The sequence below is a fragment of the Desulfurococcaceae archaeon MEX13E-LK6-19 genome (assembly GCA_029637525.1).
Lineage (GTDB): Archaea > Thermoproteota > Thermoprotei_A > Sulfolobales > Desulfurococcaceae > MEX13ELK6-19.
This window is the reverse complement of the sequence record CP072660.1, coordinates 472,650-495,731: the sequence shown is the minus strand read 5'-3', so window position 1 is coordinate 495,731 and position 23,082 is coordinate 472,650. Positions and strand designations below refer to the sequence as shown.

Genomic DNA, 23,082 nt, shown 5'->3' with positions numbered 1-23,082 from the left:
TAATCAAACCTCCTCAACAACTACTTCAACACTACTTCTTCTATCAAACTTGGGGGTTGCACGCCCAAAAGCACGAGGCATCCAGCGTTTTAATGTAATACCCTTATGAGCAGCAATATGTCGTATTACGAGCTTCTCTGTATCGAGTCCCTTGTTCTCAGCATTGTTTTTAACGTTCTCTAACAGTTTTAGTACAAATCTTGCTGCTTTAACGGGATATCTCCCGCTAGGCCACTTCCATTTGTCGGCCATACCACGCTTATGCGCGATCTTACCTTTATAACGCTTAAACGGGACTGGCTCTTTTAACTCAATAACTCTTTTTAAGAACTCTATTGCTTTGTCAAGCTTCCATCCCTTTATTGCATTAACTAATTCTCTCATATCCTTTACCGAGACATCGACATCACGTATTACTGCCTTAGCTATTTTTGACTCATCTCTAACTTTGTATGAGTAATGCCATTCTGGCATATTTTATCACCCATTACTTCAGTGATACGAACATACTGCTCCTTGTAGCCTTAAGTCCTGGCTCACCATGTTGTACTCTCTTACAGGTTGGACTAAACTCACCAAGATAATGACCTATCATTTCAGGAGTTATCTTTACAGGAATAAACTCTTTACCATTATAAACAGCAATCGTGAGACCAACCATCTCGGGAAGTATAATCATGTCTCTAACATGCGTCTTCACAACAACTTTCTTGCCTTGCGCCATTAACGCTCTAGCCTTTCTTATCTTGGCTAGAAGTTTTACCTGTGCCTCGGTCAAACCTCTTTTCAGACTCCTTCTCTGACGTGCAGGGAATAGGTTTATAAGTTCATCCATTGGCATATCAAGTAATTCTTCCAATGTCTTACCTCTGTACCTGAATTTCTTCCATTCCGGCGGGATTTCTATTGTTGCTGATGCCAAGCCCCACTACCCCATAACATTATTGTTTCTCAGCCACACATTTTCCAGTCTTTTACTCTCCTTTACAACGCCTCCTTTTAAGTTTAGCTTTCTCTTAAGAATAAAGGGTATTACATAAGGGGAATCAACTATAATGACGTCCACACCTAGACCAGATATTTTATGGGCCAGATCGATATTGTGATCAGGATGAGTTATCACAATAACCTTATGACCCTTATTGACCATATCTACAACAGTCTCGAGAGGGTTACCTGGAAGGGTTTGTTTAAGGTCGCTAATCAGTATGATTATTGATTTATTCCTACATAGAGAAAGAGTTTTCTTTAACGCTCCAGCTATATCAGTGTAACCACGAAAACTAGTCTCCAAAATATTTTCTAGAATATTCATAAGTACACTTTTCTTCTTTCTATCGATCCTAATAACTGATGGTGTTTCAGAAAATACAACAACATATCTAACTCTATGAATAACTGCAGCTAGTGTCATGAGCGCCCAGAGACTATATGGCAGCATCGATCCACTTGTATCGAGAACTGCAATTATGTCCTTTCCTTTTATTTTCTTCGAGAAAAGCATTTTGTAGTTAAACCTAATGAACTGGTAAATAGTGTTCCTAATAGCTACATGTTCTCCACGTAATGTAACAATTTTCCGTCCTTCATACTTGGTGCCCTTCCTAAATACAACATTTCTTAAGAGCCTATAACCTAGTTCTAAAGCCTTTTTTAATTCTTCACGTGAACTTACTAAGTTTTGATCTCTAGCAATAAAGATAGTATACTCTAAAAGAGCTTGTTTATCCTGAAAACTAAGTTTATTTAAAGCTCCATAAAAATCATTTTCTAACAGACTCTCATATATGGGCTTATACTTCGGATCTAAGTTATTAAAATCAATTTTTCTTAGATAATGACCTGCATAATCTAGATATGATTCATCACCAGTAATATAATATTTAATCAATTGTCCTAATGCTTTACCCAAAAATATTCTATTCTTCAGCCTTTTGTTAACCGATGAATTCAATGAAGATAATGTTATAAGATCGAATTTATCAAATAACTCCTCCTTATCACCAATACTCTTCTGAAGCTTGGAAACTATTTTCATACGTTCCTTGAGAGGTAATCCCGATATCTTATCGATTATTTTTTCGGGCTCAAGACTTTTTGCATCACCAATATTAGAAGAGACCGACATTGTCTCAAACAATAATGTATCGTCACTATAACCAGTATGCTTCATTAATTTGTATACAATTTTGCGTTGCTTTCCTTTAAGATGATGACCCTCAGAAAGTATACGTGAAATCCTTGTAAGAATCTTTTTGCCCAACCCTTTATTTCTTGAATGAGCTGCATGCATACTTAGTTTAAGAAGCTGATTAAGTGATGCCTTATCAAGAATATCTTCAGTAAGTAGTTTAGCCCAATGATATGAAGGTATCTCGGGAATATACTTTATTACATCATCAATACTAATTTTCTCCAAGCCATACTTACTTCTTTTAACCAGCTTAACGAATTCATTATATCTTACAGCCCTTAATCTACCACTTTTATCACGTCGTATCACACCTATTTTCCTTAAGAAAATATATTCCAAGAGATCTTTTTTAGAAGCTGTTGGAGGAAATAGATCTGTGGTAGACAAGTTTTTCCCAAATTTGATTCTTGAAACGATCCTACTACTCTCTATAATATCATTAATACTGGTTATTTGTTTCCTACCTATAAAGTACTCTTTTATCTCTTTTTCTAGATCCTCAGTCCACTTTACCGTTGTGAAAACTGATTTTGCCAGATAAATAATATCGTCTACTTCAACACCGCCTTTTAGTGCAGCAAATGTCTCCAGCATATCTGCATAAAGGTTTACTTGTGATGGAGGAACACGTATTTTGTGTCTATTGAGGAATTCTACTAATCGAATAGTTATGTCGTACGTAGAAGCGGCGGCATCTCCTTTAATCGTTTTATCGTTACTTGAACACACTGTACAAGAGGTCTTGAACAAGCTTCTCATCCTCCAAATTCTTTATCAATACTACTTCACCGGATTCAATAACATCTCTATTGTCAACAACTTTTTTACCACGAGATACGGCAAGTCTTACAGCGAGCGATGCCCAAGACACTGTATCTGCTGGACCCGGCTTATATGATGCCTCCTTTCTAAGTTTATTAACCACATCAATCATCCTTCCTAAGAGACTCGATGGGATCATGTTATAATCTTTGTCTAGTCTCAATTTAAGAATCTGGGCTTCAGTCTCGGGATCAGGATAACTAAACTTTATTCTAATTACACGACGCAAGAAGGCATCACTTAATTCATTCTGTGCAATGTCTTCAGGGTTGCTAGTCAGAATAACTTGGAACCCTATATCTCTTTGCACATATACCTTCTTAAGCTCGGGAACAATAATTCTTCGTTTATCAATTATGTCTAGAAGCATATTCTGAAATTCTTCACTGCTACGTCTTATCTCGTCAATAAGTATTCCTGTATTAAGTATTAGCGCTGCCAACAGAGGTCTTGGTATGAAACTTTCTTCATTAAATCCTTTAGACATCGCCATTACAGGATGGAAATCCCCTATTACACGATATTCATCATAATTCTCACTACAAGGGAGAATAAAAGCCGTCTTACCCGACCACAGAGTAAGTATTGCTTCGCCTATCTCTGTTTTCCCTGTGCCCGGTGGTCCTTCGAAGAGAACAGGCCTATTGTTCATAAATGCTGCAATTGTTAGATACACTACACGAGGTTCTACAAGAAGCTTATACTGTGTACGTAGTAGTTCAAGTATTTTGACAGGGTTTCTTACTGGTTTACGTTCTTCTATCACCTGACCATAGATTTCCCAGACTTTCTTTACAATAGGATCGATAGCTATACTGTTTTCTCTAGCAACGTTCTTTGACAACACTTTTTCCCCTGCCATGTTCGCTATACATAATATATATACTACCTTATATTCAGTAATCATTATGACGGTCTAGGGTAGATAGAAGATAGAGGGCTTACAGCACGTGAAGAAAGAAGTGCGCATACACTGGGTCAAAGGATACGGTGAAGGAGAAGTATATTATACTCTCGTGTTTAGAGAAAAAGCCATCACCATATGCAAATTAACAGAAAAGATCGTATCACGAAAAAAGAGGTTTAAGGGCAAAATAGATAACGCAATAATTCAAGCATTGATCCAAAGACAGGACTATGGATTCTGTGAAGACATACCATACGATGAAATAACTAGAATCAATAGATCTAGTTTTAACGATAAAATATGTTTAATGATCGAATTAAAGAGCGGAGAGACTCTGTTTTTCTATATTGACTACAAGAAGAAGGAGCTTTTAAAACAAGGTTTGAGATTGTACAAAAAATACATGAATTTATGTTAAAAAATACCCAACGGGCTAATGGCGTTACTCGGCCTTTGCTCTGAAGTAGTGGCCGTTTGGACACCTGTAGAGGCCGATCTTAACGCCTTTCCTGCCCTTGGGTGCTAGTATCCATGTTTTGATTGGTTTGTCTACCTCAGCTCCACACTTTGGACACTTGGGCATGTGTGTTCACCCCTTACGCATACGAGTTCTTTTTCATGATTATTCTATATGCTGATATATTTTTAAGCCTTTACGTCAATGTATATTGATACTACTTGCTTGTTGATAAAAAACGTTTAATTGTACATTAAACATTGTTTACTAAATAGGCGATGCAACCATGCGTATTACTGCAAATAATTAAAACAGGCAATTAAATATTCTTAATAAGATCTCTTCCTAGGGTTCTATTAAATCTAAAAACAAACATTACATGGGCTGTTTAAATATGGGTTTAAATAGAGTCAAGAAAATTAGCCTTTTCTTCTACCTGTTCTTCTTGCCGCAATATGACCGACTTTCTGTCCTGGTGGTGCTGTTCTAGCAACAGTTGACGGGAATGATACGCTCTGGTGACTTCCACCACCATGTGGGTGGCTTACAGCATTCATTGCCACACCTCTCACTCTAGGCCATTTACGCGCTTTTACTTTCCATTTGTGGTATGCTGCACCAGCCTTCAATAATGGTTTTTCTTCTCTTCCACCACCTGCTATAACGCCTATTGTTGCACGCGCATTATTTGGTATCTCTTTTATTTTACCGCTAGGTAATTGTATTAGTGTTTTTGAGCCGCTTCTTCCAACAATGACGGCATATGCTCCTGATGACCTAGCAAGTTTTCCTCCATCACCTGGCCTTATCTCGATATTAGAGATCTGTGTACCCTCGGGTATCACGCCAACAGGTAGTATATTACCGTTGCTTATCTCTGCTTCAGGACCGATAGCTATTACTTGGTTCACATACATTCCTTCAACAGCTGGCATCAAGAATTCTTCTCCATTTTCAAGAACTACCTTTGCTAGAGGAACCCATCTACCAGGGTCATGAAGTAAATCTACTACACGCCCACGTAGCGTAGTGCCAGGAGGTATAGATGGGTATCTCGCTGGACCTACCCTCAAGTGCCCACGGTTTCTGAATGTCGGCGACCCTCTACCCATTCTTTGTACAAGAATACGTTTACCCATTGTCTTCCTACACCTCTACACCTAGATCTAGATTAGACCGAGATGTGTTGCTATTTCAGATGCCCTATACTCAGGTGCGAGCTTGACATAGGCTTTTTTCTCGCCACGCGGTGTTATTAATGTTCTTACTTTTTCTACTTTTACATTAAATATCGTTTCAACAGCTCTCTTTATATCCTGCTTGGTGGCTTTCCTGTCAACTATGAATACTAGCGTGTTCTCTTTCTCTATAAGCGTGAGTGCTTTCTCTGTATGGAGAGGCCTTATTAAAACCTTGTAGATGTCTGTCAAAGTGTTATCACCTCATATTTTCTTGCAATTTCCTCAAGTGCTTTTTCAGAGAACACAGTCAGTCTTCCAGGGACGCCGCCGGGAGCTAGATGGAGTATACTTAGCAATTTAGGTGTAACCACGTCGACTCCTGGCAGATTCTCCACTGCTTTCCTTATAGGCTTGTCTTTATCTGATATCACAAATAGTATACTCTTTGGCTCAACATATCTTCTTCCTCTCATTTTTCCCTTACCTGCCCTTATTCTAATCCTCTCATGAGCTCTCTCAACGTCTTCCCATAAACCTAGTTTTTGTAGTAGTGCTTTTGCGTCTTTTGTTCTAACAACATTATCTTCAACACTGTTTTCTATTACCACCGGTAGTTTATCTACAGAAAACACGTGACCTCTAGCTTTAACGAATTCTATATTAGCTGTAGCAGCTAGTGCTGACGCTATAGCTAGCGCCATTTCTTTCTTATTAATCTCCTCATGGATTCTTCTATCAGGTCTAGGTGGAAACGCTCTATGTCCTCCACGAGCAAATGATATAAATGCAGCCCTACCATTAGGGAGCCTTGGAACACGAGCTATACCGTGACCCACACCCCAGCTTCTTGCCGTAGTTCTTTTACCAGCAAGCGGGTCTCTACCCTTGGGTTGTAGTCTTGCTGTAAATGCCGATAAGAATGCCCTTCTGATCAAATCCTTGCGTATTGGTATGCCAAACACTGGTGGGAGCTCTATTTCTTTTACTACATCACCATAACCATTATACACGTTTGCTTTTACTTTACTTATAGACACGGGTATAACAATAGACCAGACCATTTAAACCACCATTAGACTCCTTGTTTACTTGTGAGACTTAGGTAGACTATTTTCGGAGTAGATTCAGGTGTCCATGCTGGAGCTCTTATTGGATGTCTTAATACGATCAGTCTCTTTCTCGGCCCTATGACTGAGCCTTGTAGAGCAATATAGTGTGTTTTCACAATACCGTAACCTATGAATCCTCCGGCGGGTGTGACTTCTATGCCGTTTTCACCCATCATTATAATTCGTTTATTGTATTCAGTCCTCCTATGGAACCCCATTTGACCTGGCTGTGGAGTTGTGCTTACAGTACCGAAGCCAGGGCTTCTGCTACCAATTTTCCTGCTTCCTTTCCTGTGTTTATGCCATCTAGGTAATTCTTTAACTCCAAATCTCTTTATGACGCCTTGGAACCCTTTACCTTTTGTTACACCTATCACATCAACAAATTGCCCTGGCTTGAATACATCAAATACAGTAATGTAGGTCCCCAGGATCTTTTTCGCATACTCGATTCTTTCACTAATATCTTTTCCACCACCAATCTTTACCTCTATTAGTTCTGGCTTCTTTTTACCAACACCAGATATTATTGGAACTGTTGACAGGATCACACGTACATCGTCTACTTTCTCCGAGAAAAGTTTCTCTAATTGTTGCTCCCAGTTCTTCTCGAGGAATTTGTACTTGTACTCAGAAGCTTCATCAGGCTTGACTAGACTCGGCAATCTCTTTCTTAAGCCTTTTAGATATCCTCTAACTATATCCTTGGGCTCCTTCTTGATAAATGGACTGGTAGCAAACTTGTTGGCGATATTTTCTAAAGCCTCTATAGGGCTCCTCCAAACCTCTCCTATGGTTCTATAACCGTAGGTTGTATCGTAGCGATATCCTCTAACAGCTAATACTATCATAGGCGGTGTTTCTAGTACTGTCAAAGGCATGAATATTTCTTTACCAGAGGTATAGCTATCCGGCCTATCATCGATAACTATCGCGTGCGTCATACCGGCTTTGTAGGCAGCAAAACCAAGCAGTAACGGCTGTTCTGACACCACCTCAGGCCATGAGCGTACTCTAGGGACTATATCAGCTGCTCTTTTCCTGGGCCTAACCCCTAAGCTACCATGCCTTGGCGCACTATGTTTTCGATGGCCCATAACTTGTCACCTTCAATGCTATTCCAGTCTAACAGAGATAGGGTCTATTAAATTCTACTCATCTTCTATTCCTTCAGGACAATGTTTAGTAATGCTAGAGACGCATATATTGCTTCTTCTGTTCTAACAGTCTTCGTTCCCTGGCATGGTATCGTATTAACTACTAGATCAACTAGTTCGTCGAGATCAAAACCCATACTACTAAATATTTCATAGAGTCCCGCATAAGGTCCTCCAAATAATACATAAACTCCCTTGTAGCTAGTAAGTTTCTTCGATAATACACGGAGGGTCTTTATATCCACTATCCTGCCTTTTCTACTGGTAGCAATCAAGTAGTATCCTTTTGCTCTATAATCTTTAATGGAGTTTATTATATTACTGTCTCTTATACTTGGGCCAAGATAGATTGTTTCTTCAAACTTCTTATCATATATAGCCTTTAACGGATTAATTGAAACAATATTTATTACTACTAATTCATTTACGCTAGGACATTCTTGTTCGCAAAAAGTTTTTACATGATTCTTTAAACCAGCATCTACAAGCATATATTTTCTCTTAGACTCAACAACAACTCCAATCCTATACTCTCCATTGCTTGGATGCTTACCCACGTCAAATACATGAAGCCTCAATGGCGGTGCAATACCTATGTATTTGAGGTCGTTATCAAGCGGTACTAGTTTCTTCCTTAAATACGGGGGTGTTGTAAGGTATCTATGAATTTTCTTAATTAATCGCGAATACCTTGTATGGCTTTCTTCAGATATAGTACCATCGTTATAAATTATTATTTCATCTACACGAAAAATAGCAGCAGCCCTAAGTACTAGAGAGGTTTTCAAAGTCTTTTCTCTAAGGCTAGGTTCTGTCTCAAGGATAGAAGAAGGGATCCCTAGTACGAGAGGTTTACTCCTCTTCATCAAAAAACATTTGGTATTCTTATTCACTTCCTATACTTCCCCGACTTCTTCTCTTTTCCCTCCTCACCAGGCTTCTTCTCTTTGGTCATAAATAGACTCGTTCTCTGGCGACCACCCATCAATGACCCCCTTTATTAGAGCTCTCCTGCTAACTAATATATTTCATCTATTATATTTGATTAGGTAATGAAGTGGTGTTGTAGTAATTATAATCCTGTCCTTTTGTCTTAAAGTTCTCAAAAAAGGTACTTGAAAGCTATTCATTAAAGCTCAGCTACGACCGCACTCTCCATCAAGAGAGTCGGTCAAGCCCACCATTCATCACAGCTCCTCAACAAGGATTTAATATTGTTTCCAAGTTTTAGCTCTTTTCTTCAATAATGATGGTGGTTCTATTCTTACAAAGACGGGATGTGGATCAAGAGAATTTAGTATTAGTGCCTCACCTATAGAGAGTCTCTTGAGACTTTCTATTACTGATCTCTTGAGACCTAATATGCGGGAAACTTTGTATAGGTATTCATCACTATGACTGCCAAACACTATTAGTACATGAATGTTTTCAATGATCTCACCAGGTATATCCTCAATGTTTTGAGTAGCGAGAACTATTCCTACACGTCTGCTTCGCCCTTCTTTAATAAGAGTATAGAGAGCCTTGACGCTGCCTATACGCCAAGCTTCATCAATAACTATTAATTTATCCCTAAGCTTACCTGAAGACACTAAATATGCTGCTAAATGAAGTATTAGACCACCATAGATATTTTGATACGCCGTTCCATAACCATTGAGATCGAAAAGTGCACCTTTACTAATATACTCTATAGCTTTATCGTAGTTAGGAGTTGTAGTTATTAAGTCAATAACGCTTGACAAAATAGATAAGTCGGGGTCTAGAAGCAGCTTCTTAGGGTCGTTAATATATTTCTCAATGTATCCACCCAGTATTACTTTCACTATATTAGATGCTTTCCGCGGATCAATCTTCATTACTTTAGTTAGTATATCGGATACTATTAGAGCCCAGTCTATTGATGAAACTATTGCTGGTTTTACAAGTATGTTCAAGGGTATTTCGAGAGGAGTTACTTTCGGTACCAATTTATCATCAATAAGTTCAGATAAATCTCCCTTGAAATCTATGACTAATGGAGTGTTACCATACAATGATATATAGTTCTCTATGATAAGTGCTAGTGTTGAAGTTTTCCCTCTTCCTGTAGGACCTACTATTAATATGTGTTTATGAAACATTTCTTTGTCGATAAACACAGGCCAGCCTGTATCAATATCTATTCCCACGTATATACCTGTATAATTTTCTACAGCTGGCTTCTTGACCCTTGGTAGCGGTGCTTGAAACGCAAGTCTTTTGTCCTCAATTAAAATCGACTTGACAGGTGAGCTGTCTATTATCCCCATCTCATATTTTATAATGTCTTTAATCTCTTTCTCAGAGGCATCTCTGATCTTGAAGCCTAAGGAAGAAGAAAATAAAGATTTAATAATGTCTGCCAATTGTTCCATTGATGTAATCACATCATTAATACTATTTGGATCCGCCTCTCCTCTTATCTTGAACACTGTTACAACCCTTACTATGTCATTTGCAGAAAGAATCCTACTGTAAATTCTCGTAAGTATATCCAGTCGTCGCTCAAGTTTTTTCATCACATGAGGCTCCTTTATGGTCTCCATAGCAGCTTTGATGTTAAGCATTTCGTTCTCTATATTTCTTCTAATCTTCCTAAGGTCTCTTGCAAGTCTTATCGTCTTGACCTCGCTTCCCGGAGGTAGTTTTGAGAAAACTGCTGTGAATCTTTCAAGTATTGTGTAAAGTTCTTGAGGATCCATATCTCTGAGACCAAACTCTGCTTCTTCTACAATCAAGTATTTTATTAAATGGATCTTCTTCCCAAAATGAACCATTAGGTAACTATTTTTTATATGAACCTCGATTTCATCGCCAATAATTTTTCTGAGGATATCACCGATCTTCACTAATAATCATCCTCACAAGAATCTTTAATATAAATATTAATGAAAGAAATACGACATTGATCAAGGTTGCCGATACAGGGTCTATTAGTAAATAAGATAAAGGAACAATAACAACTATCATAAACACTATAATTTTTTCTAGAGGGGTTCTCATTTTTATGCACCCACGAGTATTATTCTAGCAATGCTTGGGGCAGCCCCTCCAAGCAATCTAGCTAAAGCTATCGAAGCAGAGAAGAGGATCGCTATGTATGTTAAAGGAGCTATAAACAAGTTAAATACCATATAAACGACGGGTTTAACAAGATCTGTTGGCTCAAATTGATAAAGTCCCGCAGAATCCCTCACATAATACACTTCTTCAACATTGGGCTTGAGGTCAAGACTACTGTATTTCACGTAAACCCTGAAACTATGGACACCACTATCAATAAAGTATTTTAATGCCCTAAAGTTTATTCCATACCAATTATAAACAACAACTACATCAGGATCCCTTAATACACCATCAATAAACACATAAGCATTATCATCGTAGTTTACAACTATGTATACTACACCTTTATCTTCAACATAAACCGTAAAATATATGATCTTGTCTAATACAATATCTTTTAATTCACAATTCTCTAGATAAATATATCGTAAATCATTAATATGTATTATAGGAAGCACTATAGATAAATTATACTTACCATCCCCCGCATCAACATAATCCTTCAATGGATCAATAGTCAACCAGTATTGGAGACCGCCATATTCAACTAATACAATATACTCTTTAGTTGATGGAAACCCCTTATCAGGGCTTGATGCATCAATAACACCATCTCGATTACCAAGATATTTTGCCAATAACACGTCTTTATCAGAGGTATAAATGTTAATGACGGGATAAGATACTGATGAATTCAACAAGTCTACAATGTTTATATAACCATAAGCAACACCATACTCAACTAGAATCGACTCATTAAAACCAGGTGGTTGACTTACTGTTTCGACATAAGCAGGCATTAACGGTAGTCCTATAGAGAAAACCATTATGACCGCTATCATCATAGAGCCACTAACTCTAGTTAATCTAAAGGGAATAGAGTGCAACAGTATTCCTAAAGCAAGTATCTTAGACCCATAGGTTACTATTATTGATGAAGCTATCGATAATGAAAGCAACAGAAATAGTATATTGGTTAAGTTATTGATGAGCGATGATATTATAGAGTTTGCTATGAACTGTAGACCACTCAAACTAAGACTGACGCCAATAAACTTAAGAATAACAAGAAGAGTAACAACAATACTCGTCTTGAATCCTAGCCAAAGAAAGAAGCTATTCCAGTCACTACCAAATAAAGACCCTAGATAATTTATGATGCTCAAGAGCAATGTGTATGAAAAGATCAGTATTGCAGAAAATACTCCATCAACCATTAATGTGGGAGCCCACTTCTTTACGCCATAAAACGGTAATGGAATCATATAGAGAAGTACTCCCAAATAGTAAGATAATATGCTTAAATAGAATGCTATTATGAGAAACTCGTACTCCATAAAAATATCACCCCACAAACAATTTTTCAGTAGTATCAGTCCGAGCAATTCACTTATGGTGATGGTGGCGGCGGAAATGGTTGTTGTACTTGTGCTGTAATATATGCTATTAGGGCGAATACGGTACTACCCATGGCTAGCCAAAATGCCGCCCATACAGCATCCTCTATGAATCTATGTCCTGTTCTTTTAACTCTAAGGAAAGGTATTGGCGAACCTTTCAATGCCCATCCTACAGACCATGTCAGAAAGAACATTATCCACGCTATTATCATTACATTGAGTACTAGATCCTGAATAAACGATATAATATCACTCATTCCATCTCCCCGGAGAATATCAGCCGCTTATATAATGGAGGGGGTAGAGTGAAACTGTATAAGGTATTACAGTAATTGAATCGTCTCGCTGTAATACCAGGTATTTTCCTAGAAATGTCTGTACCGCCTTTACAGAGGGGTCAAGATATCCCTCACTAGTAGCAATTACTTGACCATTAAGAACCATTAGCCATCTGTTCTTATACGATATGTATAAGTCTATATCACTAGTATTCTCCAAAATTTTTATTTCTAAATAAGATATTGGCTTAGGATCTATCTTTATTCTGATAGTATCATCCATTGGTGTTATGGTATATTGTATGCTCGTATTATCTATATAGACTATTCTCACCAATAATGGTACACTGACATTTTCAAACACGAGCAAGGGCTCAATAAAGTTTATTTCATTCTCTATTAAAGTATTTTGAACAAATTGTATGTTTGAAGAGTTTACTGTCATAAATGAATCAGAGTATATCATGGTAAGATTATTCCAGAGATCTATTATGATTATGGTATCTCCATAGAACTCTATAGAGGTACCAGATACATTGACAACACCTGGTACAGTATATTTTAATATTGTTTCAGTAGAATTACTTAGATATATACCGATGAAGTCATTAATTCTATAGACTAACCCATTAGTTACATTAATATTTTCAATAATCAGATCATTTATATCAATAACACTATCCGGTAAAGCACGAGATGCATTAACTAATACTAGCTTTCCATAGTAACCTACTTCGAGAAAACTACAGCTAGTATTAATGACTTTTGATCCATCAATATAGACCGTCACATTTATCGGCTTATCTAACTCTAGGATTATCTCTATAGAAACATTCCTATAACCATCGTTATCTACATAAAACTTGTACTCATTTGCCAGAGAGTCTCCATAGAGAGACACTATTCCTGAAGACAATACCTTTACACAATAAGTATCGTTGTAATTACCATTAATACTCGTTACAAGTGTAACGTTGACATTTTCACTAGTAGGATTTGTTATGTATACCGTGTAGCTAATATACGTTTCAACAGAAACAGTATCAGATATATTGGTAGGTAATTCTAGATCTAAGCTAATAATTTTGTCGAAAACATCATTAGCAGGAGTAGACGTATAAAATGAGTCATAGAAACTAAATGAGTACCTCGTTGAGCCAACATATACTAAGACATTATAACTAACATAAACCGTCGCCCTATAGTAAGTGCCTGTATCAACTCCTTGAATAACGATCTTATCCACACTATGAGTAAAGTTCAAGAAAAGCTTGTTATAACAGTTAATTCTATTTAAATTAAAGTTGCCCAAGACCCTATGTTCTGTTATGTAGAAGTAATAGTTACTTTCTATGCTATTAAAATACCATGGTTCAGACAATGGGATATAGTATGTATTATTAGAGAGTATAGTTATGTTGTTGACGTATTTTATTCTCCCATAGGTATTTAGAACATAAGGCAATGCCGAGTCATTATACGTGGATTTTTTAAAGTCACCCCAATTAATTACTTGTTTAATACTAGCAAACTCAAGTTCTTTTACAAAATCATTTACTAGTACCGGATCATATGTTTTATTTAATACGTAATAGCTATTTTTATACACAATAACTCTTTTGTAAGGATTAATCATTGGGGATACGAAGAAATACTCATATCTACCATTAATTGTTCTGAGAACTGATATATCACCTACTAACATGTTTAAAGAAATTGATGGAGGAATTATTGTATTCTTGAGAATGTACTCTTCAGTAGTTGCATTAAGATGTTTTTTAACAAGAATATCGATAATTGCTGGTGTTTTGTAATGTCTTATCAATACTATTTCATCATATGAAGTGTTAATAGGTCCAATCAGTAAATAATTCTCCTTCCAGACAACAGTATTTAGCTTGTTTACTATAGTGCTATTACTCTTTGCATCTATATATAGAGCGTAGTATTCACCAACGTATTCTATTGATGTAATTAAGTATAATGAGCCATTTATAACAATATATTTCGCTATATTGTTTAATACATCTTCGTGCCCAGCAATTTTTTCGCTGAACCGGATAGTATCAGTTACTGATTCCATGGCAATAATTGTCAGTAATGATATCATAAGCATTGACGCTATGATTGTATAGACCATAGGATACTGCGAAATACCTTTAGCCAATACAGTACTCACCTCTATCTGTATTTATGATCACAATTATCGTAGGATCTTTTAACATGATTATTATGGAACTATGTTCGTTACAAACAATGCCTTGTTCGCTGATTGTCGCATTAATGAATTCTATGAAAACCCTTTGATCTTCATACAATGTCGTATTCTCTACGACTAATATTATGCTTCCATTTTTCATCAATGATATCTTGCTTATGGTTATTTCATCGACAAAACCTATGATAATAACACTAATATTGTCACTATATTTCTCAACAATAATTGTATCATATACACCATTGTAAACGTTATGTAGTGCTTTGTTATAGTATTCTCTTATACTGACAAATGCAGCTGTAGAAGCCAGTGTCACCATAGATAATGTTATAATTAAGGATACATAGCTCGATAAAGCCCTCATTTCTTTTACTCCCTACTTTTTCGCATCTTTAAAAATAAGACCCCCCTGACCGATACTTTCTTTCCTAGATCGTAGAAAAGCATTAGTTATAATTTATTAGACTCCATTGTAATTCATGACAATGGGGTAATAGGTAGTCGACATAAGGAAAAGCAGGTAGAAAGTAATGATCTGGCCTACAACAGCAAAGATATATTGGGATGCAGAATACAATGTACCATTAATAAAACCTCCACCCGGAAAGGACGCTAATGTTTTTGAATTGAAACTCACTGAACCAGGCGATGCTAGACCTGCTAATGAGAAGGATCTCAAGAATTTAATTGATGCAATTAAATATGAATTCAATGATCTCAGCATCTACAAGAAGTTCTTTGAGAACCAGTTTTTACTATTTAACAAGGTCCCGCATTGGGATCAAATGTGGGAGGTAGTTTCTTCAGGTAACGTACTTGGTCAACTATACTATGACCCATTTATTGAACGTTGGAGATTTAGGCTCAACTCTACTGGCGCTTACCTTGCAGCAATAAATAATTTAGTTGACTACATTGTAGTCGATTACAAATGGGTTAAAGAGAAAAGTATCATTAAAACAAACTTCTCATCAAGTGCACGTCAAGTAGTCATTGTATCTAAGGATATGAGACCTCTTGGTATAGCTGAGAACATTCCTGGCGAAGGCCTCTTTGTTATTAAGTCATTTAAGAACTTCATAAAACCTATTGAAACCTCCTGGAAAACAAACACTATGCAAGACGTGCTAAAGAAGAATGAATATGGTATATATTACTTTGAGTCAAGAGCGAAAGCATTTATTTATAGCATGTATAGCAAGGTCGGGAAGGAGGTTATAGTATCTTATTCTGGAGGGAAAGATAGTCTTGTTTCACTTCATTTAACTTTATCAACAATAGGTAAGGTAAAAATACTATTCAATAATACTGGACTAGAGCTTCCTGAGACGCTAGAAAACGTAGAATACGTCTCGGATAAATATGATATAGAGACCGTGGTAGCAGATGCTGGTGAGGCTTTTTGGCGTAATGTTGAGATATTTGGTCCGCCAGGCAAAGATTATCGCTGGTGCTGCAAGATCGCAAAGCTAGTTCCACTTGCACGTATTGCAAGGAATAAATGGCCCCAAGGAGCATTAAATATAGTTGGCCAAAGAGCTTTCGAGTCCATTGACAGAGCTAAGAGCCCTCGTGTTTGGAGGAACAAATGGATACCTAATTTATTGAGTATATCGCCCATACAAGAATGGAGTCAACTACATGTATGGCTTTACATATATAAATACAAGTTACCATACAATAAAGCATATGACTTGGGATTTGAGCGTTTAGGTTGTTATTTATGTCCATCAAGTACGTTAGCTGAGTTTAAAACATTAGAAGAAACCCATCAAGAACTATGGAGTAAATGGTACAACGTTCTTGAAACTTGGAGAAAACGTTTAGATCAGCCAATAGAATGGATAAAATACGGTCTCTGGAGATGGCTTACACCATCACGGGCAAAGTATAGACTTATACATAGAATTGAAAACTACGAAATTAACTGGTTTAGTGAGTACACAAAAAGGCTCCTACATGGAAAATTGAATTTAGCTCCAATAAGGTCAGAAAAGAAGGCACTACAAGGAGTTATAGAATTTAATAAAGAACTCATCCCCCTAGATGCGCTTACACAATTTGAAAGTAATGTTAGGATGCTCAAGTATAATATTACACAGAAAAAACATGATAACGCTATTCAATACAGTATTTCAACACAAAATGCCGATATTTTTGTTGAAAAGAATACAATAAGGTATGAGTTAAAGAACGAAAAAGGTATAGAAGATGTCTTCAACATAGTGAAAATTATCTATAGAATACATGGATGTGCCAAATGTGGAAGTTGTATAGTATGGTGTCCTAATAAAGCCATAAAGTTAACCGCATTTGGACCAGTACCCGAGATACCTTGTTCTTCGTGTAGGATTTGTATTGATGTATGTCCTGTCGCTGATGTACTTGTGGAAAAAGTGGTAATACCATTAATTCTAGAAAAGTACGACGCTTGGCGGCGCCCTACAAAAGCTTATAGAGAAGATGTCTTAGAATCGTTTAGATCAATGGGATTAATTCCATAAAATGATAGCTATTAGTCTAAATATTTCTTTATCCTCAAGAACTTCTTCTCTGCTTCATAGATCAACTTAAAAAGATCCTCATTGAATGCTTTATGTTTATATAGTATTCTTGAGGCCTCTACTACACCTACACCATATCCAGCAAGAGCAATAATAGCGTCAGCACCATAATTCATTACAAGCATAGCTTTTTTCTGCAATTCTTTATAGAGGTTTTTCTCCTCACCTTTAAGCCTCTTTTTAGACAAAACCTTCCTCACTACATCAATTTCTTCTTTACCATCACCCTTGACAACTGCTAAAGCTCTTGAAGAGCATTTAGGACAAGCAATATTGTCTTCTCCTACAATACTATTTAGCTTAAGTCTAAAAGCATTTCCACATAGTAGACATATTACCGTAACTTCTTTATTTAGAAGCCTAAGCTTATATGCATCAAGATCTATTGTTTTGTATATTCTATAAACTCCTGGTATTCTAGATAGGGCTTCCTTAAGAAGAATACTGGGCTTTTTAGTTTCAACAACATGTATTTTTACTGTACCCCTCTTGATACCGTCAACAATCTTTCTAACTACACTAATATCATAATCCCTAAGCATGGTTTCCTTTAAAGCCTCGACACCTATTATACTATCCTTATAGCCTTTCAATAACGTCTTCGTTACCTTAACTTTACTAGGATCAATCGCGCCAAAACGTTGTGCAACAAAAAAGATTCTCCACAGATACGCATTACTATTCATAACAATTTCTGTTAAAGCATCTTCCCCATACTTATCAAACACGTCAATCAATTGGTTAACAATATTTATAACATCATTTCTTGACGGTCTGTGTACAGTCTGGAATATCACATAATAGGGTGAAGAGTAAGCTGTTATGTCGGTTAAGTAGTATCGCCTGAAGAGAGCAGTCAGTATTTCCTTTAGTAAATTATTGGCTTTACTGCCAAGAAAAGTGTAGAATGCGATTATTTTCTCATTACTACAGACTTCAACAACTATATTTCTATCCGATGGAATTATACCTAATTCCTCCATAGCATTTTTTATTACATTAACTATTTTCTCTTTGATCGTCTTATCTATTACAATGGATTTTTTGTATTCATTAATCTTATGTCTAAATATTGGTATTCTAAAGAAGTCTGCGCTGTTATTAGCATTTACATTCATGCTAAGTAGTCTTAGAAGCGCACCTGCTTCACGCGTAACCATGTAATCTACAGGTATGCTTTCACCTTCCCATTTAGGGATAATAATCTCTTCTCGTGTGCTCTCAAGTGGCTCTACATAGAGTTTTCCTTCAGTATTGTTATAATCTATTACCTTCCATATACCTCCGCCTAAAACTATTATTGTATTATATTCACAGTTTAGTGTAACGAATTCTTCATTGAGAACTCCTATCTTCTTTCCACTACTAACATCAATAACATCAATATTTCTCACATCAGGAATCATTGTTGTTTTATAGTAGTAGATCTTGGCTCTATAACTTGGATATACTTTGTTGTTTTGTATTTTCAGTATTCTTGTGTAGACGAGATACTCAATGACTTTTTCGAAATCATCATAATCTATTCCACGAAATACTCTATTACTATAAAACTCATGATAAAGCTTTTCAAGCGAAATGCCTGGCTCTATAAATATCTTTGCACATATCTGATGCGCAAGTACATCGAGAGGTCTTTGTGGTATTTCTTCGTTTTCAATGAGGTTTTCAATAGAACGTCTAGCTATCACTATAGATTCTATCATATCGTAGAAGTTATCTATGGTAATTATGGAGCCCCGTGGTTTGAGAGAATATCTATGGAGACTACGTCCTATACGCTGTACCAGTCTAGATACTTGACGCGGAGACATGTACTGGATCACGTATTTTACTACTCCTATATCAAGACCTAGCTCAAGACTTGACGTAGCCACCAGGGCATTAATCTCGCCTCTCTTGAAGGCTTTCTCAACACTGAGCCTATGAGAACGCGATAAACTACCGTGATGAACACCTATCTTTACTTTATCTCCAAACAATACTGAAAGAGCCCAAGCAATCCGCTCTACGAGATCTCTAGTATTGGCAAACACTAGCGTATGCCCATTCTCCCTGATCTTTTCAACAATATACTTAACACGTTCAAAGAAATCAGGTTCTATATCAATCTCTCTAACCATTTCAGTATAATGCTGTTCCGATTTCGGCGTCCTTATCTCTATATTCATTCCTCGAACAGTACTTGATTCTACTATTTTAGTTAGACTTGGCCCGTCGAAGAAACTAACTGCTTCATCTTTTCTAGAGAGAGTTGCCGTAAGCCCTATCTTAATTATTCTCTTCCCTATGGTTTTCTCAATTAAGTCAAGCGCTGAAAATAATTCTATTCCTCGTTTACTTGTAATCATTTCCCTAAGCTCATCTATAACAACATATTTAAGATTAGCAAGCTTCTCCCTCAAAGTCTTATCAACTATAATATACTGAAGTGTCTCAGGGGTTGTAACCAGTATGTGAGGAGGATTTTCCTTTATTTTTCTTCTTAAAGAACGAGGCGTATCTCCATGACGAATATTCACACTGAGGCCAAAACAAGACGCTATTTTTTCTATTCTCTCAGCAATATCTCTATTTAACGCTCTTAACGGAGTTACGTAAATCACAGAAATAGGGCGTTGTCTTCTCTTGTATACTTTGTAAAGTATTGGAAAGAGAGCTGCCTCTGTTTTTCCAGCACCTGTTGGAGCTACTACTATAACGGAAAATCCTTCACTTACATACTTAAATACATTGTACTGAAGTATACTTATTTGTTTATAGCCAAGTTTATTCAGACAAGTAATCACACCATCATCTTTAAATACATTCCTTAAATCTATGCAAGGTACTATATCGTTTTTCCAGTGACCCATAGTATAACCAATCCTCTGGTTAATGAAAAGAGTCTAATATATTCTAAATTAACAAATAAAGAGAACAAGAAGTAAGTTTTAATACTTGGGGAATACCCGAAAATGAATAACAATCAACAAAAACCATCCGAGATCTCCTGGCTAGCCTTATTAGTTCTTACACTTATTGTTGTTCTGATAAATGTTTATAGTCCTTCCATAATTCAATCGTCTACAATATTCACACTAGATTACATCAGCGTACTCATGAGGATCTTCACGGTATTTTTTATAATTCCGTTTATTATAGCATTGATACTAATGCTCATTAGCAGATCTTTTCTGCTAGGGACAATATACTTTCTATTACAGTTAATAGTATTCACAGGAACGCTCTCTCATCAACTCAAGCCAGTACCCTTTATTGAGATTTTCTACATAATTATACTCGTACTAATGGCACCAGCAATTTCCATTATGTATAAGATGAAGAAATATCGTGTAAAAGAAGATACATTGATTTCTTTATTAAAAGATCGTCAAAAATTCCTAGACCTTAATTTGGATTCAATATCACAGCTTGCACTTCATCTGTGTATATCTGGGATAATATTGTTTATACTCACTTTTCTCAATATAAGTGTTCCAAGCAGTGAAAGTATTTATGTTACTGGAATACTATTAATTCTTCCAATAACATCTATACTTACCATGCTGTCTAAAAGGATTAACACAACATTACAGTCATCTATAGTGCTAGCTACTTCATGGTATGGAGTACCAGCTATACCACTATTACTAGCAAGTCTAGGTACCGGCCACGGACTTGCCTTTAGTAATTTGTATAAAAAGAAGATTATTCTAGGCAATAAACAAGCTATACTAGTATATGATAAGCCTAGACGCATCTATACCAAGATCAATCAAGATCCCATAATAGAAAAAGTGAAACACACAAGAAGAAAGACATGGTTTTGGCAAGAAACGAGGGGAGAACTGAGTATAGACCTCGAATCTATTCCTAATATGCATATATCAATTTTCGGCGCTAGCGGTATGGGTAAATCTATTCTAGCTAAGTCAATTATTTTCCAAGCATACAAAAACTATGGCTATTCTTTCTTAGTATTAGATCATCACAATGAATACCTTGACCTCATGGATGTTCTAGGGAAAGATCTCAATATACTAGATTCTTATAAGGCATCCATTAACCCCTTTGAACTCGACCCGAATACTTCTCCTAAACAAAGAGCTATAGAACTAGCTGATACAATAAAATCTATATTTAACTTAGGATACATACAACGCAATGCACTCGAAGAAATTTTCATCAAAACATACGAACTCAAGGGGATACTTACCGACGATCCTTCAACTTGGTCAAAGCAGCCGCCAAATTTTGGTGATGTATTAGATGTTATAGATAATTTCATAAGCGAAGGCATATATGAGGATCAATATAAAAGGATTAGGCCATATATAAAGATGCTTACGCAAGATGTTTTTGCTGAAACAAAAATATCATTTCATGAAATTCTCACAAAACCCACAATAATACTTTTAGCATCATTACCTAGCGACCAAGTACGTGCAATGTATGTTGATACATTCTTACATAGATTAATTAGAGCAATGTACACAACAACAATATCTAACAAAATACTACTGGTTATTGATGAAGCCCACCTCCTCTTCAAGCGAAATCGTAGTCGTGCACTCGTTAACAGACTCTTTATGGAAAGCAGAAAATACGGCCTAGGAATACTTGCAATAACTCAGCAACCTCTTGATACAAGTGAAGCAGTAATAGTGAATTCTTCAATAAAAATAGTCTTTGGACTAACCGAAATCAGGAATTTAGATTACATTTCAAAAACATTATCAGGATACACTGACTATTCAAAGGTATATGCCGTCAAATTAGCTATATCCTCACTAGGAAAACTAAATGCCGTAACCATTATTGACAACACATTATACATCATAGATACAAGTCATAGCCTAAGTATTTTACAAAAGTTTCCTTCATAGAGGTCTTTAATGAAAAATTAAAAAGGGCATCAAAACATATCTTTCCAGCAGACATATGCTTTCTATCAAGGTGATCATGCGCTTGATCGAGGAGAATACTGAGGAAACCTACGAGGAAGTTCCTTCAACCACCGAAGAAACTGCCGAAGAGATTTCAGAGACCGGCTATGAAGAATATGAGGAGCTTGAGGAAGCCAAGGATTTTTCAATTCTCGACCTTTCAGAATTTATTAAAAAGACCGAGCTATGGATCCAATTTATCAACGGAAAACTACCATTAACAGAATTATTAAAAGAAGAAAAGAAGACAGCTGCAAAGAAGGCCAAGAAAACAAAAAAGGCTGAAAAAGCTAAGAAAGAGCGGAAGAAGACTTCTTCTAAAAAACAGAAAACAAGTAAAAGCTCTAAAAGAAAAAGCAAATCCGGAGAATCCTAAAATAGTTCTTTTTGAATTTCAACGTCCTCGTAACCAATAGATTCAAGCATCTCTTTTATAAATGATACATCAACTCTCCGGTCAAATACTATTATTACCCGCTTATCATTATCTTCCACATACAATTTTACTTTATCAACAACAACTTTCCCCATAACTAGATCCTTAGGTTCTTTAGGAGGCGTTATAAAATCTTTAAATTTCTTCTTCATATAACTATAGAATTCATCAAAGTTCTTTAGGTATCTAAGAGACTCCATTAAGTCCCGTGTTTCACCTCGTACACTAATTATTTTCTCTAATAGTCTTATAGCATCATCTAACGGTACATCAACATACTTGTATTTTCCTATATCAATTTTCACAACTACACTCTTCCCCATTGGCAACCCTCTACACAATTG

At 36.4% G+C, this 23,082-nt stretch carries 22 protein-coding genes; 4 read left to right on the top strand and 18 right to left on the bottom strand.

The window, feature by feature from the left end; all coding sequences use genetic code 11:
• Positions 1-3: 3 nt before the first annotated feature.
• Genes J4526_02750 through J4526_02735 form a run of 4 tightly spaced genes read right to left on the bottom strand, consistent with a single transcriptional unit; the run spans position 4 to position 3,878 of the window.
• Positions 4-474, bottom strand: coding sequence for a 50S ribosomal protein L22 (locus tag J4526_02750; protein ID WFO75800.1), 471 nt, complete (start codon positions 472-474; stop codon positions 4-6).
• Positions 475-487: 13 nt separating this feature from the next.
• Entirely contained in the window at positions 488-907 is a 420-nt protein-coding gene (locus J4526_02745; protein ID WFO76297.1) for a 30S ribosomal protein S19, read from the bottom strand.
• Positions 908-928: 21 nt separating this feature from the next.
• Positions 929-2,944 carry a VWA domain-containing protein gene (locus J4526_02740; protein ID WFO75799.1) on the bottom strand — a complete coding sequence of 672 codons (2,016 nt, stop codon included), beginning with the start codon at positions 2,942-2,944 and terminating at the stop codon, positions 929-931.
• A complete protein-coding gene (locus tag J4526_02735) occupies positions 2,910-3,878 on the bottom strand; it encodes a MoxR family ATPase (protein ID WFO75798.1) in 969 nt (322 codons plus the stop codon). Before J4526_02735 ends, J4526_02740 begins: the two co-directional genes overlap by 35 nt.
• Positions 3,879-3,966: 88 nt before the next feature.
• Between J4526_02735 and J4526_02730 the strand changes: the two genes are divergently transcribed.
• Positions 3,967-4,341, top strand: a complete 375-nt coding sequence (locus tag J4526_02730; GenBank protein WFO75797.1) for a hypothetical protein — start codon at positions 3,967-3,969, stop codon at positions 4,339-4,341.
• 24 nt (positions 4,342-4,365) lie between these two features.
• On the opposite strand, the gene J4526_02725 is transcribed toward J4526_02730, so the two are convergent.
• The 12 genes from J4526_02725 to J4526_02670 form a co-directional block, all read right to left on the bottom strand.
• A complete protein-coding gene (locus tag J4526_02725; protein WFO75796.1) occupies positions 4,366-4,506 on the bottom strand; it encodes a chromatin protein Cren7 in 141 nt (46 codons plus the stop codon).
• Positions 4,507-4,799: 293 nt separating this feature from the next.
• Complete coding sequence (locus tag J4526_02720; GenBank protein WFO75795.1) at positions 4,800-5,519, bottom strand: 50S ribosomal protein L2; 720 nt, start codon at positions 5,517-5,519, stop codon at positions 4,800-4,802.
• 27 nt (positions 5,520-5,546) lie between these two features.
• Positions 5,547-5,810 carry a 50S ribosomal protein L23 gene (locus J4526_02715; protein ID WFO75794.1) on the bottom strand — a complete coding sequence of 88 codons (264 nt, stop codon included), beginning with the start codon at positions 5,808-5,810 and terminating at the stop codon, positions 5,547-5,549.
• Positions 5,807-6,622 (bottom strand): 50S ribosomal protein L4, encoded by an 816-nt coding sequence (locus J4526_02710; protein WFO75793.1) that lies wholly within the window; start codon positions 6,620-6,622, stop codon positions 5,807-5,809. The genes J4526_02715 and J4526_02710 overlap by 4 nt, the downstream gene beginning before the upstream one ends.
• An 11-nt stretch (positions 6,623-6,633) precedes the next feature.
• Positions 6,634-7,767, bottom strand: coding sequence for a 50S ribosomal protein L3 (locus J4526_02705; GenBank protein ID WFO75792.1), 1,134 nt, complete (start codon positions 7,765-7,767; stop codon positions 6,634-6,636).
• A gap of 65 nt (positions 7,768-7,832) precedes the next feature.
• Positions 7,833-8,693 (bottom strand): hypothetical protein, encoded by an 861-nt coding sequence (locus tag J4526_02700; GenBank protein WFO75791.1) that lies wholly within the window; start codon positions 8,691-8,693, stop codon positions 7,833-7,835.
• A gap of 342 nt (positions 8,694-9,035) precedes the next feature.
• Positions 9,036-10,697 (bottom strand): ATP-binding protein, encoded by a 1,662-nt coding sequence (locus J4526_02695; protein ID WFO75790.1) that lies wholly within the window; start codon positions 10,695-10,697, stop codon positions 9,036-9,038.
• Positions 10,684-10,851 (bottom strand): hypothetical protein, encoded by a 168-nt coding sequence (locus tag J4526_02690; GenBank protein WFO75789.1) that lies wholly within the window; start codon positions 10,849-10,851, stop codon positions 10,684-10,686. The genes J4526_02695 and J4526_02690 overlap by 14 nt, the downstream gene beginning before the upstream one ends.
• Before the next feature lie 2 nt (positions 10,852-10,853).
• Positions 10,854-12,251, bottom strand: coding sequence for a hypothetical protein (locus J4526_02685; protein WFO75788.1), 1,398 nt, complete (start codon positions 12,249-12,251; stop codon positions 10,854-10,856).
• Positions 12,252-12,304: 53 nt separating this feature from the next.
• Positions 12,305-12,571 (bottom strand): hypothetical protein, encoded by a 267-nt coding sequence (locus tag J4526_02680; protein WFO75787.1) that lies wholly within the window; start codon positions 12,569-12,571, stop codon positions 12,305-12,307.
• A 19-nt stretch (positions 12,572-12,590) separates the two neighbouring features.
• A complete protein-coding gene (locus J4526_02675) occupies positions 12,591-14,759 on the bottom strand; it encodes a hypothetical protein (GenBank protein ID WFO75786.1) in 2,169 nt (722 codons plus the stop codon).
• Complete coding sequence (locus tag J4526_02670; protein ID WFO75785.1) at positions 14,752-15,174, bottom strand: hypothetical protein; 423 nt, start codon at positions 15,172-15,174, stop codon at positions 14,752-14,754. The genes J4526_02675 and J4526_02670 overlap by 8 nt, the downstream gene beginning before the upstream one ends.
• Positions 15,175-15,340: 166 nt before the next feature.
• On the opposite strand from J4526_02670, the gene J4526_02665 reads away from it, so the two are divergent.
• Complete coding sequence (locus tag J4526_02665; protein ID WFO75784.1) at positions 15,341-17,314, top strand: phosphoadenosine phosphosulfate reductase family protein; 1,974 nt, start codon at positions 15,341-15,343, stop codon at positions 17,312-17,314.
• Between the two features lie 11 nt (positions 17,315-17,325).
• Here the strand turns inward: J4526_02665 and J4526_02660 are convergent, their stop codons facing one another.
• A complete protein-coding gene (locus J4526_02660) occupies positions 17,326-20,229 on the bottom strand; it encodes a DEAD/DEAH box helicase (protein ID WFO75783.1) in 2,904 nt (967 codons plus the stop codon).
• 102 nt (positions 20,230-20,331) lie between these two features.
• On the opposite strand from J4526_02660, the gene J4526_02655 reads away from it, so the two are divergent.
• Positions 20,332-22,242 (top strand): ATP-binding protein, encoded by a 1,911-nt coding sequence (locus J4526_02655; protein WFO75782.1) that lies wholly within the window; start codon positions 20,332-20,334, stop codon positions 22,240-22,242.
• An 82-nt stretch (positions 22,243-22,324) separates the two neighbouring features.
• The gene (locus tag J4526_02650; protein WFO75781.1) at positions 22,325-22,678 is read left to right on the top strand and encodes a hypothetical protein; all 354 of its coding nucleotides are present in this window, start codon (positions 22,325-22,327) and stop codon (positions 22,676-22,678) included.
• On the opposite strand, the gene J4526_02645 is transcribed toward J4526_02650, so the two are convergent.
• Positions 22,675-23,061, bottom strand: a complete 387-nt coding sequence (locus J4526_02645; GenBank protein ID WFO75780.1) for a hypothetical protein — start codon at positions 23,059-23,061, stop codon at positions 22,675-22,677. The genes J4526_02650 and J4526_02645 overlap by 4 nt on opposite strands.
• Positions 23,062-23,082 lie beyond the last annotated feature (21 nt).